This window comes from Gilvibacter sp. (assembly GCF_965601605.1).
Taxonomy (GTDB): Bacteria; Bacteroidota; Bacteroidia; order Flavobacteriales; family Flavobacteriaceae; genus Gilvibacter.
This window is the reverse complement of the sequence record NZ_CBFCWJ010000006.1, coordinates 19348-34298: the sequence shown is the minus strand read 5'-3', so window position 1 is coordinate 34298 and position 14951 is coordinate 19348. Positions and strand designations below refer to the sequence as shown.

Genomic DNA, 14951 nt, shown 5'->3' with positions numbered 1-14951 from the left:
CCCCGGCGGATTTCTTTGCGAAATTAAAATTATTGTAGGTATCGTAAAAACCTACGCGCGCTTTTAATTGCAGTTTTTCGATGAGCGCCATTAACTTTTGCTGATAGGCCGGATCAACAATGGTTCCGTGGATTTCCAAACGCACTTTATTTGGAAGCTTTGGCAGTTGTTTGATAACAAATTCAATATTCTTTATCGGAGATACGCGTCCAAAGTATCCCAAAACAAATTCATCCTCATTTGTGGGACGTTCTGCGGATTGCACTTTGCCAGAGATCGGGTTGTTGAAGATCAGTTCCGGATATCCTTGAAAAAGAGCTAAGGAGGCTGCTTTTTCTTGGGTGTTGGCATAGTGAACCCAAACCTCGTTCTTCAAACTTTTCAGAAAGCGTTTCAAAAGCTGGAGGTAAAGGCGTTTTTTTAGATTTAAAGCACCTTTGAGCAGTTGTCCTCGCGGACTCACAATGATCTTGATATTGGGATGCTTGCGAAGCGCCATAAGCGGCTTCACGGTAAAATTCCAATTGTACAAGGTATTGAGCCATACGACCGTCCCGTCTTCAAACCTATTGTTGAGATCGGCCACAGATACACCTTCCATATAATCCACCTTTGGATTGATTGCTGCTGTATTATGTTGCCCGCCAAGCGGATCTGTTAAAGCCAAAACTTTGTAGGGAATATTTTCAGCTTCCAAAAGAGAACAAATTCCAACCAAGGACTTATTGGGTCCGTCTTGAACAGAAACTGATCTAATTTGTGGAGTAACAACAATAACCATTTGTGCATCTAAGGCTGGAATTTTGGGCCTTTCCCAGCGCTGGCAAAGAAACTAAATATTTAGCAATTACAGGCTATAATTCAGCATATAGCGCGTCGTATTGCTGTGCAACTTTCTCAAACGAAAATTGATCCAAACGCGCATAGGCCATCGCTGTTTTTTCCCGACTGTACCCCTTTTCCATGAATTCACTAATTGCCTTTCGGATTGCATTAGTATCCTCAGGATCAACCAACAGCGCTTCTGGGGCCAGATCATTCATGGGTGAGCGATTGGAGGTTAGTACAGGTAAACCGTGTGCTTGAGCTTCTAAAATAGGCAACCCAAACCCCTCTTCCAAGGAGGCAAAATAAAGCAGATCCGCCTGCTGATAGAGCTCTTGCAACTGCTTGGAGCTTACTTCAGAAAACACTTCGGCGCGCGATGTCAATCCATAAGCCTCAAGCTTTTCCGCTAAGCCCATTCTGTTTGCATGAACCAAAGTTAACTTTACATCTAAATCCTTACAGGCTTCAAAAAGTCTTTCGTAGTTCTTCAAAGCCTTGCTGCCAATTTGTAGAATATTCACAGGATGAGATTGGGTTCTGTTAAGTGCGATCTCTGGAGCTAGCACCTGGAGTGTCAACGGGTTGTGTATGACAATAGCTTTGTTCAAAAAGCTTGGATACAAATGCTCTAAATCTGATTTAGTCGCTGCGGATACCACCACGATCTTTGTGGAAAAGCGCAAGGGCAATGTGTAGAACAGCCAGCGATACAGTCCACCCTTCTTCTCAGATTTCAGATAGTAAAAGTCATGGATGGTCAAAACCTTCTTTTGAAAGGGAAAGGCCATGACCATATAATTAGCGCCACCGGTAATATGAATAATTTGCCCACGAACAAAAAGACTCCGCAGAAAATACTTTAGAAAAAGGATCAGGTCAAAATTGTGTTTGAGCTGAATGGTTTGGAAATCAAACTGAGACTGATTGGACTGCTTCCAAAAGTTGAGTAAACCGTGATAAATGGATTCAATACTAAAATTGCCCGGATTAGCTTTTCTAAAGACCAGAAATACCGGTTGCTTACCCATTCTTATTCATCTTTGCAATTAGGCCTAGAAAAGCATACTTACGCTGTAAAAGACGCAGCACGGCTGGAGACATTTGTCGGTATTGCCAAAGTAATAGTATCAAAACGGCTAATATGATACCCAGCAAAACCCAAATTGGAGGATCTCTAAATTCAACAAAGTAAAACAGTACACTCAAGCCTATGAGCAAGGGGTTGAGCCAAAGCATACCAATCTTTTTGAAGTCCGCAGAAAGTTCCTTTGAACACCAATAGGGCAACCAGATCACGCTTCTGAAAAACTCAGCGATACCCATGGCTAAAATCACACCTTTAATACTCATAGTATAAAACGCGTAGATACCCAGCAGGATCATTGCTGTACGTATCAGCGAAGTTTGAAAGACGAGCTTGGTGCGATTAATTCCTCTTAGAAAGGCGTCCAATATACTTCCCACATTTTGAGTGATCATAACTAGAATCAATCCATAGTATACCAAAGGTCTAAAAGTTAGGCGTCCGTTGGTCCAAATCTCGAAAATCGGCTCGATCACCCAAATTGAAAACATAAATCCGATGATCAGTATACCGCCTGTTATCAACCAATATGATCCTATGAGCTGTAATAGGCGCTCTTTTTGTTGTTTGGCAAATAGATTGATAAGTTCTGGTGTTATCGGACTCAGGAAAATATCAGAAACCTTGGTGCCGAAGTTTACCAAAGTTCGAATTGCAATGAACAGCGGCAAGAATGTAGATCCCAACAATACAGAAATCAAAAGAACAACTCCATCAGAGGCTGAGCGATCTAAAAGAGAACTTCCTATGTACGGCAAAGATTTCTTGTAGTTCTGCCATCCCAGTGATAGACTACCTTTATCCCACCACGGAAAAAACTCGGGCAGAAGTCTTTTCAGATATAAAAGAATGCCTAAAGAATAGCAACTTTTAAAGATCAGCCATAACAGTGCCATGTTGATCAGGGAAATCCCATAAAAGGCCGCCGCAACTAACACCGTGAATTCTATCATGCGCTCAAAAATGGAGAATTGATAGGATTTATAGATATATCCGAATGGGTTTAGAATTTTAACCAAAAGGCCACGGTATGAACCAATCAGCAAGCGGTAGAGGAACAAAATAAAAAGGATAATGCCAATATTTTTGTCTGGCATATCGCTCTCGACAAAATAACTAAACGCCCCTAGTTTGTAGATGATACCAATTACCGACATTTGGATGATTCCAGAGAGGAAATTGATTCTAAAAGCGGAACCCAATAAGGCCTTGGCTCCATCTCTATCAGTATGAACCATGGCATTGAAGGCATTGCCCACGTAGGTGTTGTGGCCAAACTCAACTACCTGCACCAAATTATACAAAGCATAAATGGCAATCCAGCTCCCGTAAGTTTCTGTATCCCAGTAACGTATTAACAGCGGGATCAGCAACATGGAATACAGCGTAAAACCTACTGTCTGTAAGGCCTTATAACTGATGGATTTGTTTAACTTCTCTGTCACTTATGGTTATATCAAGCGCGAATTAATTCGTTCTAATTGAAAATTAAGATTAATTAATTAATAATTTTATAAAAACTTCTCGAAGACCAAATTTCTCTACGTTCTTCGATAAAAACGAACATTTAGTCTTTATACAATGTTCTTTCAAGACTAAAAAAGTCCCGCAACCTCTCTCGATACAATTCAAGAAGGTTCTCTTGTTCTGCGGTTGATACGGGGGCACTTTTCTTCACATTGATGTGGGGAAGTCTCAATGAGTCAGCAGGAAGATCAAAACGAGAATTAAGTTCCAGAATTACTTCTGGCAACTTTTCCATTTTATAGACCTTATCTACTAAAATCGATCCAGCGGAATTGGTATAAGCCGTACTTCCCAGGATTTTGCGAAAATAGTTTTTTTCTATATAATCCAATGGGTTTTCGCAGCGTCCCTGCATTTTTAGCCATTGGTAGTGGGAGATTATTTTAGACTCTGGTGCGCGTTCTACACAGAAGGTGAAGTAGTTATCCCAAATTTGCTCCCCCAAACGGGCTCTTGTTAATTTTGCGCTTTGATGGTTTTTAAACTCAAGTCTACTGCCCTTTTTTATCAATCTGAAGTAATCCTGTACCGTGTACTGAGACCAAGGCAGGCGATAATTTTGAGCAGACCTGCCACTTTGCTGTTTGCGCAAAACCTCATCTTCACCCGATAGTGGGGTTAAGACATCATCCGATCCGCAAATGGAGCTCAGGGCAATTTCCAAAGCCGTACCCGCTGTTTTACGGGTTTTAATAAAGACGAATTTATGTTTGTGGGAAATGATCAAAAGCGGCTAAAACTGATAGTTCAACAATCTAATATCACGCTCGTATAACCGATGTACTTGAGCGAGGGTCTTTGCGGAATAATGATCGCGGTAATCAACAGTTTTGGGAATACTGCCGTTGTGAAAAATTAATGACGGATGTTTTAAATAAAGCTTCAACGTCTTTGCTGAGGCCCATTTTTCAACAGACTTGTTAGTATGCGGAAGAACTCCTTGTGGCATGGATAAACGTTCTAAAACAATGTCAAAATCCTTTTGCAAATTTTCCATCCTACCTATAAAATCGCAAAGCGGATTATCATTCGCGTCAAAGATAAACTCTGTTTGAGGCTTAAAAAACCAATTTTCATGGCTTATGTAATGCTCCAAATAATGATCCACAAAGACAGCAAAACTGCAAACTGTAGAAAATCCGCGGAATCGATACAAAGAAACCAAACGTTCCCAGGGGTTGCGAACAAAACAGAATTTGAAATAATCCTCAAAGGTTTTACTGTCGACATGATTCAAATCTACATATTCACTCGCCGTCAAGTGTGCCAATCGCTTAGGGCCTTGCTCCTTGGGATTAATTCCAAGCAAATACTTGGAATTATCGTCAGTCCGATCTCTTCCCATTTCCTTGAGAAAATAATCCTCCACAGATTGTCCGGCTGTTTTAGGGATATGGATAAAAAGGCATTTATGTTCTGGGATCAGCATTAGAATTCGTAGTTAAATGTTTTTAAATCACTAGCGAACTCCCGCTCAATAATCGCTTGGGTATGCTGATCGTAATAGGTTCTGTAAGGAGCGTGATCGGAGCGTTTTTTCCAAGCCAAATCTTGTTTTCCGTATTTTTTCAATAAAGGTTGAACTTGCTCATGCAGTTGTTCGAAATGAATGTATTTGACCTGCTTTAATCGTTCTGATCGCAACCATTCTGTCTGGGGAATGAACATGAGTTCCCGGTCTCTATACGCTGGGTCTTTACGGTCATAGACCGCTTCCACCCAATCCCTAAAACTCAAGGGTTTTGTGGCTAAGTTGTTTTGATCGGTCTGTTTGCGGTAGCTGTATTGAGAAACTACCTTATCAAAGGGGTTTCGGATTACCGTGTACACCGGCACTTCAAGAGGCAGTAGTTTTTTGAATCGCTGCTGATAAGCCAATTCTAGTTCATGTAAAGTGTAATGGCCAGCAGTGATACCAAGACTTTGAGCTATTGATGAACCCGCGGTTTTATTGATGTGTATAAATACAGGCTTGTCTCCGCTATGGATCTCGTCTAGGTAACGGTTCAAGAGCTTTTTTCGAACTCTTGGAAGATAAAATCGCCTATATAATGCCGAATCACGAAAGTTCATAGCCTAATTTAGCGATTAAAGGTGTACATAAGTCCGTATAAGTCTTCATATCATCCGCAGACAAGGAATCCCAATCTAATTGGTGTGTCAGTGTTGATTTATGAGATTGATTCAGATGCGGAAAATTTGGAATTTCTGAAATTTGGTCCAAACCAATAGCCTTTAAAAATTCCTCTTGGACCGCGCGATCCTCAACGAGTGTTTCGCTCTGGAAAAAAGTGTATTGCCCATTTAAAATATACTGATGCACTTGAGCGTAGTACCAACAGAGTTTTTGAAACCTACTGCTTCTATCCCACTCAGAATACATGAGATCATTGGACTCGGGAAGTTTCTGAAAAGAAGTATCCGCTGCAGTAAAAAGTTTACGGCGATAAACGCTTGTCAAATAAGTCCTCGGATGGCGAACTATAAACACAGTAGACCATCCAAGCTTTTTTAAATGATCTTGATTTGCGAATCGAAAGTAAGGATTGACTTCCAAATAGGTGTCTGAACCTGATTTTAAGGCCAAGGCATCACGTTGATTCAAATAGTGTTCCGTAAAATGAGCATAAGCATCAAACTGCGATAAATACAGAAAGTAAGGATCATCCTTGCCCCGTTCGTGGTAGGCTTGTACTCCGGGAAACTGATTCATCCACTGAGTGAGACTTAAAGTGGCTGTTCTGCCTATGGATGTGATGAGTACTTTTCGACTCAAATTATTTGCCTTTAAAATCCAAATATCTCCCTAGAGCGGCAATTTCATGACCCTGAGTACTCATGATGCTGAAATTGGTTAACAAGGCACTCAAGGCTTCTAAATGGCGCTTTTCTGATGTGCTTAACTCCGGGAACTCTAAGGCTAAAAGTACAACTTCTAAAGCAAAAGGACTTTTCACGGTTTGGGTATCTATGTCTGGGTGTTTGCGCAAGTCACCTTCGGCGGTCTCAATTTGTGCCAGTAAATAGTTCACCGCCCGATAAGACGATTTCTTTAGCCTTAATGCTTGCTCTGCATTAAAGAGTTGTAGCTTTTCCTGCGCCAAATACAGACTGGCAATACCGCGCGTTATTATTGCATGGTAATAAACATGCTTGTTGTGAAAGTCTGGCCAATTGCCTGCTCGGGTCTGTTGTCTCTCAATATGTTTAAAAAAGCTCCAAGATTTATCAGCATAGACTTCCATACCCGGAGCATCTGGCTTTAAAGTGATGAAATTACTCAAGGCCCAAAGCGCGAATCCGTTGAAATTCGTGTTGGCTTGAGGCGATGTAGTTAAGAGATAATCACAAAAACGTTTGGCCGCTTGATACAAGCGTTCACGCTCCTGTTGCTGATCGGAGGCCAAGAATCCATCACGAAGCGCCATCAGTGCAATACTGCCTTCATACATCAAGGAACCTTCGTCTTTTACCGGGCGGTCACATTCAGTTGAAGGATACCACAAAAAACTCCCATTAGCTTCTTGATTGGCCATGAGCCAATCCAAAGCATTAAGGGCTTTTTGGTGCATAGCCGAACCCTTGGGATATAGTTTTTTACTGTTAAATACCGCAGATGCAATATTTGCTGTGAGTCGTATTTGCGGATGACAATTGGATTCACGTAAGGTCCAAAGACTATCAGCCAAGTGCGTGCCCTTGGCTTTATTTCTCTCTTCATAGTTCTCCAAAGCTTGTTGCATGCGATCATTTTGGTCAGAAACAATTTGCACCATCGGGGAAAAAGGAACAGCGTCAAGAGAAAACTCATTGGCTACTAAATCCTCTGTGTCATTCGGCTCATCCAGTTGTTTTAAAGAAAATTCATCAAGCCAAACTTTGCCGTTTCCTTTAAAATAGACCCCTATACCCATATGACTGACTTCCTTAGGAACCTCAAAAGTATAACGCAGGGCATACCACTGCTGTGGGTTTTGAGGATCAAAAGTCGAACTCCTTTTAGAATCAACTTGCGCTTGAGGTCTTACTCGCGCAGTTCCATCATTAAAAAATAATGCCTGCAGATACACGGCACTTCCCTTGCTTTGGTGAAACGCAGCATCCATTTTGTAATAGATAGTACATTCAAATTTATCTCCTGGACGTACGCTTAGGTACTCTGGTTGCTTCCCACTCGCGTCGTAAAACCCGTAAAAATATCCTGTTGCGATCTCTTTGCCTTGAGTATCAAAATGACCTGAGCCGGATTCATTGCGACCTGTATTCGGATCGTATTTATGATAGGTTATCGTCTTAGCGCGTACTCTAAAATTTGACGGTAGTACTATACCGTCAGCAGTGCTGTATTGCTGAGAAAAATTTCCATTAGGAATTCCCTGCCCATAGCTCAAACCCATATTTAGTAAAAGTGAAAATAGAAGTGCAAATCGCAGCGGCATATCAATGGTTCAAGTATTTACTGTAAACCTTTGCAATCTCAGCCAAAACCGTATTATACTCGTATTTCTGCTCATATAGTTCACGATTCTTGGAACTAACCACAGGTTTTGTCAGATTAGCAAAAGCATTAACATCACCGTAAGGTAAACATAAATTAGGCCAATCTGCTCCGCAGTGCTCCTGTAAAGCCACCATACCCTCCGCACAAATATAAGGGGTGTTACTCATCAAAGAATCATAAAACTTGGTTGGCTGAATGAGTCGGTAATTCTCTAAATCTGCATTGTACATGATCAAACAGTAATCACATTCCAACATGAGCTCAATTACACTTTGATGTGTCAACTTGCCGTGATATACAAAGCGAGGGTCTTCCAATAGAGCTTGATCAAATTGATTAGAAATGAAATTTGCAGCTATATGCAGTTCTAAGTTCTTGTGGGTTTTTACGGCTTCAATTATGGACTGAATGTTTCTGTCGTTGGATAGATAACCCGCATAAAACAAACGGATGTTTTTCCCAGTGTCTGGACGAATAATCTCTTTATTAGCCAGAAAATCGGTTACTGTATTCGGTATAGCGGTATACTTATCGGACTGGGTGTTGAAATACACAAAGCCGTTACGATCCGGAAAGATGATCTGTTTGCACAAACTAGCAATGCGGCGATCCATCCATATGGATAGTTTTTTGGTCAGCGGACTCAACGAAAAGCTCCATCCGAAGTAATCCCTACAATCATAGAACAAATTAACGCTCTTGGGATAAAACAACTTATAAAGTAAAATTGGAAACCAACTGTGAAAAGAAAAATTGTGTACATAGCCCGGTGCAATACTCCACAGGTTACGCAAAATAAACCAAAGCCAACCTAACAATCCCTTTAATCCTCGCGGTTTTTTAAAGTTTAAATAAGTTATTCCTTCCTCTGATTTTGAAGGTTCACTATCCAACCATTGAATGACGTAAATCGCTACGGAAGAATCATTCAATAAGTCTTTAGACTCTATGATTCTGCTAAAAGCTGGAGTGACGTAGATGTCTCCAGGCCGTATGTAGACGATTTTCTTCAAATCTTGATTTTCTTAATGAAGTAGAGCAAAATGAATAATAGTATTCCGTTTCTAAGCGGATAGTCAATTGCACTAGTAGCCCAAGTTGCTAATGCAAAATAGATAAAGGCGTATAAAAACAGTTCTAAGAACCCTCGATATCGTTTGGTGAATACGTCATACAAGCCTTGTAGGAAGTACAAGAAAACGGCTGGAAAAATAGCAACTCCAACGTATCCGAAGTTGTAATAAACACTCACTACCAAAGACGGCGGCGATGTCCCCCTAGGGGACCCGTAAAGCCAAGCAAACACCTTATTGGCTAAATTGATATGGGTTGATTTTCCTGGTAAAAACTGCTCCAGTGACATGAGCCAATCATAACCCCAAGTTATTTCCTCATAGGTAATGATGTACTTGTAGCCCAGCAATCCGACCCTTTGATTGGTCACAAAGAAGCGTTCTAAAGCAACTTCTGTGAGCAGGATATAATCATCCACTGAGTTCAATGCTTTGAGTTTGGCACGTCCCAAAAAGTAGGTTGCCAAAACAAAAAGAACAAAAAATCCTGAGCCGCTATAAAGCCCAATTTTGTAGGTCATTTTTTTACCTAAGAAATAAAGACAGAACAGAATACCATAGAGCAATGAAAGGACTAGGGCCGCTCGCTGACCCGTACCTAAGATAAATAAGAGATAGGTGATCAAAGCGCCTGCAATGAACCATTTGGGTTGTCTTTTATAACCTTTGATATGCAAAAATAGAATTCCGTAAAACGAGGCCGGCAATAGAAAGTTTTTGAACAGATTGAAAAAACCAGGTGCGTAATAGTTCTGACCGGCATAAAATTCCAATCGTCTGCTTCCTACAAAATCTAAGGTAGAACCTAGATTGATCACAGACCTCAAATTCTGTACAAAAAGGTTCCCGCCTGCTAAGGTGAAATAAATGGAACACATGACTACCGATACATAAAAGGATATGTAAACAAACTGAATGTGTTTGTCCTTGACCACAACTTCAAACTTTCTGTCGTCTTTGGGTAATAAAAGCGAAGTGAGAAAAGCGACTAACACAAAGGAAGCATACATCCTTAGGTGAGTCATCTCTAAGGGGTTCGTGAAATCTGTGAGATAAATGGTCCCAAAATAAAACAAGGACTGAAACAGGATCCAAACTTTAGCCGGATGATACAAAGAGAACTTCCTAGATACATTCAGGAGCAACAAGCCATTGATAATATGCAGCAGTAATTCTAAGTTCATTCAACCTTATAAAAGCGCAATAAAAGTACAAAAACCAAATACCCCGCAAACAAAAAGAGCGAAAGCAGGAATATGAACTGATCAAAGTCTATCGCCATAATCCAGCCAATCACAAAAGATAGCACAACTAAGGAGAATCGAATAGAATCCCAAATGAGATTTACTTTGAACTTCCCAATAATATTGAAATAGTTACTCAGCGGCTTTACGACTAACAAACTACAGTAGTAAATCAAACTCAACTTAATGATCTGACTTACTTTTTCGTAGCTCTCGTCTAAGAACACATCTACTAAAAAGTCAATTAATAAATAGACCCCAAGCCCAAAGACTAGGCCCGCCAACAATAACAGTTTGAATTGTCTGAACAAATAATTGCGCGCCTTAATGGCTCCACTTTTCAAAAAGATCTCGCTCAAAGAATTGGTCAAAACATCAAATATGGCTTTAGTAATAAAGCTCAAGGGCACTCCCATGATTTTCCGAGCAACAAAGTACAAGCCCAAAAGTTCGTTATTATACAAGAAGCCAATCCCAATGGGAATGATCTCATTGGTAGAGACATTGAGCAGCTTGGCCGGTCCCGTCAGGATCATTTCCTTATAGGCCACCTTTAAGTGCGACAGATACTTTTTGGGATGTAAAATACTGCTGACACGTTTAATCCCTGCCAAACTAAAAATAGAGCCCACCAATCCACTAAGCTCCGCTGTAACTAATCCAAACGGAACAAACAAAGCAGAGAAGAAAGCGATCAGCGGTACCAAACCTTGATTGAATCCACGAACTACCTCAGAAACGGCAATCTGAGTAAACTTTTTAAAGGATACATTGTACATTCTGTTAGTCTCATACATAGCCGCTAAAAGGGCAACTACTGGTATTAACAGATAATACATGGGTAATTCAAAACCAAGGACTATTAACCCACAAACCAAGACCGACAATAAGAAAAACAGAAATACATGAGCATTCAAGAATCTCAATAAATTGAATCGTTCCGATTCTTCAATATTCAGAAACTTCAGCTCATAGCGCATGGAAAAGACCACCGCAAGTATGCGGCCGTAACTCATAATCAACGCCAGAATACCAAAAAGATAAGGATCGTAAAGTCGGGTAATAAAAGGGGTGCATATCAGTACAAGCCCCTTACCAATGACGATACTGCTAACAAGGAGTATTACATTCTTTAAATTTGAATTTCTAAAGAGTGACTTCATATCCTAAGGCCTCCGATACTTGCACCAATTCATCAAAACAGTGCAATGCTTTAAATTGGTCGGCGTGTTTCTTCCATCGGTTCACATTCGATTTTTTATCGCTGAACTCTGAAGTATCAAAGGCTGATGGATCGATGCCCATATAGTCTCCAACGAACTTTAAAGTCTCTTGTGGATTTCCGGCAAGATCTTCTAACTTGATCTCAATAAAGTTAGTTAGTGATGGTTTCTTCTTTAACCATTGACTGTATAAGGCAATGATTTGCTGGGCGTTGTGTTCCATTTCAGTACTCCCCCAGTTCATAGTTGTATAACTTGAGATAATGTCGAAAGGGAAACGCTTAATGTGTATAAATTTGGCTTCAGGAAATACATTGGCCAAAAATTGAAAATGCAAAAAGTTATACGGTGTATGTTCTACCAAAAACTCATTCCCTTTGAGTTCTGAAGCAAAAACCTTGTGATAAAAGGAATTTGCCGCCTTAAAGAAGGTTTGATCATCTAAGGGCTTAGTAACAAAGAACTCAGGGTAAAACGGTTGTGCCATTTTTTGATTCACCAAAGACAAAGCTTTGGGAAGCGTCGGCGAATTTCCGATCCACAATCGCTTGTCTTTCTGAATTCCTAAATCAGCAAGAAATTCTTCCAAATAGCCCTCATAGGTCTTTTTGGAGGCACCCTTCAAGGTCACATTGTGATAAGAGTGAAACGAAAAGGCAATAAGCTTTTCGTAAAACCTTTTAAAATTAGCCACTGCCGCAGATCCTCTAAAAACATCCCAGTTGGTGGTTAAATCGGCGTGTAGATCCATTAATCCGTGCGGATCTACATGGAAACGAAACTCATAGGGAAGTCTTGAACAATCTTTGTGACTGCCCGCCACACGAGATAAGATCGTAGTTCCTGATCGACCTGTTCCTCCAATAAATAAAAAGGTTTCTTTAGGCATTGAAATAGTCTTTTAGACAGCTCACTGTATAATCCACCTGCTCGTCTGTCATCTCTGGGTAAATCGGTAAAGATAATTCCTGGTCCTGATGCGCCTTAGCCATCTGATATTGACTCTTATCCAAATTAAGGTATTCGTATGCAGGCATAAAAGGCATGGCATTAGGGTAGTGAATTTGTGTATTCACGCCACGACCCTTTAGGTATTCTTTTAAAGCGTCGCGATTTGCTGTTCTAATAGCATATACGTGGTAGGTGTGTTTCCCATTGGGTCGCAACTTTGGAGTTACTAGATCTCCCACACCTTGTAGTGCTGCATCGTAACGGGCAGCAATGCGTTGCCTAGCAGCTGTCCAATCCAAAATATACTTCAGCTTTACATTTAGAACTGCCGCTTGGATGGTGTCTAATCGACTGTTGATACCTTCTATGATGTGGTGGTGTTTTACCAGAGCACCGTGTTTAGCATACATGGTGCATTTTTCCGCCAGATCTCCATCATTAGTAATAATGCATCCAGAATCTCCGTAGGCGCCTAAATTCTTTCCAGGGTAGAAACTAAAGGTAGCAGCATCCCCGTAGAGCCCAGCGCGTTTTCCGTCGATCTCTGAGAAATGTGACTGTGCACAGTCTTCAATAACTTTAAGGCCGTGCTTTTTAGCAATCTGCATGATGGCTGGCATGTCTGCCATTTGACCGTATAGGTGTACCGGAATGATCGCTTTAGTGTTTGGTGTAATTGCGGCTTCAATTTTTGAGGTATCAATGGTGTAATAATCATCAATATCCACAAAAACAGGGGTAGCACCGGTTTGCGTAATGGTTTCAGAAGTGCTGATCCAAGAAGAAGCTGTGGTGATCACCTCATCTCCTGCTCCAATACCCATCATCTTCATGACGATAAAAATAGCGTCAGTTCCGTTGGCGCAGGGAACACAATGATCTACGCCGTAGAGTTCTTCAAAACCACGCTTAAAATCATCGACTGGCTTACCACCAATGAACATGGTGTTTTCTAATACAAAATCGATGCCTTCTTTAACCTCGTCCTTAATGGTTAAGTATTGGGCCTTTAAGTCTACAAAAGGTATGTTCATTGTTCAAAGTCTTTTAAAAATTTTGCTGGGTTACCGGCATATACTCCGGATTTTGTAATGTCTTTAGTTACCACAGCCCCCGCTCCTATCACTACCTTATCACAGATGGATACTGGCAAGATGGTGGCATTGCTTCCTATAGAGACATCGTTTCCTATTTTGGTAGACTTCCAAAGCGTTTTATCGCCCTGTGCAGGTCCGCCTTTGGCAAACAAATCGTTGATAAACATAACCCCATGTCCAATAAAGCAACGATCACCTATATCCACCAATTCACAAATAAAACTGTGCGACTGGATCTTGGTTTGTGCCCCAATGGTCACATCTTTTTGAATCTCTACAAAAGGCCCAATAAAGGAATCGTCTCCTATTTTACAGCCATAGATGTTGGACGGATGCACAACTTTGACGTTTTCGCCAAATTCTACATTCTTAATGCCCGCTTCAAAAATTATGGGTTCGTTTTTGTTCATCTTACTCAAATGAGCGGTAGATCTTATCAATGATCTCCACAGTTTTTAGCCCTTCAAAAGAGCTCGTGTTGATAGATTTTCCGTGTTTAAGCACGTCAACTAGGTTTTCATAAACTCTATCGTGGTTGGACATAGACCCTGTGTACTTCCCGTAATTGTTGGCAGAATTACCTTTTGGAAGGTTTTCGATCTTATATCCCTCAATGTTTTGGTATTCCATTTCATTGAGATACTGCCCACCGATCTTAACAGTACCTTTCTCTGCAAAAATGGTTAGGGATCCTTCCATGTTTTGTCCGTAGCTGTTTACGGTATAATTGATCGTGCCCAGAGCTCCGTTGTAGAATTCCAAAGCAACTACTCCAGTGTCTTCGAATTCAATGACGCCTTGGTGAGCAAAATTATTGGACATCCCTTTGGCAGATTTTACATCACCAATCATCCAATACAACAAGTCCACAAAGTGACTGAATTGGGTATATAAAGTTCCTCCATCAAGGTCTTTGGTACCTTTCCAAGAGTTTTTGTAGTAATCAAAGTTGCGGTTCCAGAAACAGCTCAATTGCACACTGTAAATCTTTCCAAGGATACCTTGATCTATCAGCTTCTTTACCTCTGCTACAGGTGGATTAAAACGATTCTGTTTAATAGCGAAGAGTCGCTTGTTCATGGCTTCCGCAGTTTTTATCATCTCTCCACAATCGTGGACATTGATAGCCATTGGCTTTTCACACAATACATGATAACCACCTTTCAAGCCTTGGATAGAGTGCTGAGCGTGCAATCCGTTAGGAGAACAAATAGCCAAAACATCGATATCATCTTTGTGATTCTCGATTAACTCTTCGATTGTATAGTAAACCTTAGCATCATACTTCGATCCAAGGGTATCAGCCTTTTCTTCAACAATATCACAAACCGCTACCAGTTTTCCGTTGTTGGAAATGTGTTCGGCATGTCTGTTGGCGATTCGTCCGCATCCTACTAAACCAAATCTTAATTCCTCCATTATC

Annotated in this window: 15 protein-coding genes; all 15 read right to left on the bottom strand. The window is 40.8% G+C overall.

The genetic code is table 11. The annotated features are described in order from the left end of the window. A partial coding sequence (locus ACSLP7_RS01045) for a glycosyltransferase (protein ID WP_435577591.1) occupies positions 1-781 on the bottom strand: 781 nt, incomplete at its 3' end. 73 nt (positions 782-854) lie between these two features. Next, a complete protein-coding gene (locus tag ACSLP7_RS01040; protein ID WP_435577590.1) occupies positions 855-1856 on the bottom strand; it encodes a glycosyltransferase family 4 protein in 1002 nt (333 codons plus the stop codon). Further along, positions 1849-3357: a lipopolysaccharide biosynthesis protein gene (locus ACSLP7_RS01035; RefSeq protein WP_435577589.1), complete on the bottom strand. Its 1509-nt coding sequence runs from the start codon at positions 3355-3357 to the stop codon at positions 1849-1851. The genes ACSLP7_RS01040 and ACSLP7_RS01035 overlap by 8 nt, the downstream gene beginning before the upstream one ends. 122 nt (positions 3358-3479) lie before the next feature. Continuing rightward, positions 3480-4166 (bottom strand): hypothetical protein, encoded by a 687-nt coding sequence (locus tag ACSLP7_RS01030; protein ID WP_435577588.1) that lies wholly within the window; start codon positions 4164-4166, stop codon positions 3480-3482. A 6-nt stretch (positions 4167-4172) separates the two neighbouring features. Beyond that, positions 4173-4868 carry a sulfotransferase family 2 domain-containing protein gene (locus ACSLP7_RS01025; RefSeq protein WP_435577587.1) on the bottom strand — a complete coding sequence of 232 codons (696 nt, stop codon included), beginning with the start codon at positions 4866-4868 and terminating at the stop codon, positions 4173-4175. After that, the gene (locus tag ACSLP7_RS01020) at positions 4868-5449 is read right to left on the bottom strand and encodes a sulfotransferase family 2 domain-containing protein (RefSeq protein ID WP_435577586.1); all 582 of its coding nucleotides are present in this window, start codon (positions 5447-5449) and stop codon (positions 4868-4870) included. Before ACSLP7_RS01020 ends, ACSLP7_RS01025 begins: the two co-directional genes overlap by 1 nt. A 49-nt stretch (positions 5450-5498) precedes the next feature. Further along, positions 5499-6215, bottom strand: coding sequence for a hypothetical protein (locus tag ACSLP7_RS01015; protein ID WP_435577585.1), 717 nt, complete (start codon positions 6213-6215; stop codon positions 5499-5501). Between the two features lies 1 nt (position 6216). Next, on the bottom strand, positions 6217-7878 hold the full coding sequence (locus ACSLP7_RS01010) for a hypothetical protein (protein WP_435577584.1): 1662 nt from the start codon (positions 7876-7878) through the stop codon (positions 6217-6219). Between the two features lies 1 nt (position 7879). After that, positions 7880-8953, bottom strand: coding sequence for a hypothetical protein (locus ACSLP7_RS01005; RefSeq protein WP_435577583.1), 1074 nt, complete (start codon positions 8951-8953; stop codon positions 7880-7882). After that, positions 8950-10197, bottom strand: a complete 1248-nt coding sequence (locus ACSLP7_RS01000) for an O-antigen polymerase (RefSeq protein ID WP_435577582.1) — start codon at positions 10195-10197, stop codon at positions 8950-8952. The genes ACSLP7_RS01005 and ACSLP7_RS01000 overlap by 4 nt, the downstream gene beginning before the upstream one ends. Continuing rightward, entirely contained in the window at positions 10194-11420 is a 1227-nt protein-coding gene (locus ACSLP7_RS00995; protein WP_435577581.1) for a lipopolysaccharide biosynthesis protein, read from the bottom strand. Before ACSLP7_RS00995 ends, ACSLP7_RS01000 begins: the two co-directional genes overlap by 4 nt. After that, positions 11404-12369 carry a sulfotransferase family protein gene (locus ACSLP7_RS00990; protein ID WP_435577580.1) on the bottom strand — a complete coding sequence of 322 codons (966 nt, stop codon included), beginning with the start codon at positions 12367-12369 and terminating at the stop codon, positions 11404-11406. Before ACSLP7_RS00990 ends, ACSLP7_RS00995 begins: the two co-directional genes overlap by 17 nt. Further along, positions 12362-13465, bottom strand: coding sequence for a DegT/DnrJ/EryC1/StrS family aminotransferase (locus tag ACSLP7_RS00985; RefSeq protein ID WP_435577579.1), 1104 nt, complete (start codon positions 13463-13465; stop codon positions 12362-12364). Before ACSLP7_RS00985 ends, ACSLP7_RS00990 begins: the two co-directional genes overlap by 8 nt. After that, positions 13462-13938 carry an acyltransferase gene (locus tag ACSLP7_RS00980; protein ID WP_435577578.1) on the bottom strand — a complete coding sequence of 159 codons (477 nt, stop codon included), beginning with the start codon at positions 13936-13938 and terminating at the stop codon, positions 13462-13464. Before ACSLP7_RS00980 ends, ACSLP7_RS00985 begins: the two co-directional genes overlap by 4 nt. A 1-nt stretch (position 13939) precedes the next feature. Next, the gene (locus ACSLP7_RS00975; protein WP_435577577.1) at positions 13940-14947 is read right to left on the bottom strand and encodes a Gfo/Idh/MocA family protein; all 1008 of its coding nucleotides are present in this window, start codon (positions 14945-14947) and stop codon (positions 13940-13942) included. Positions 14948-14951: the final 4 nt, after the last annotated feature.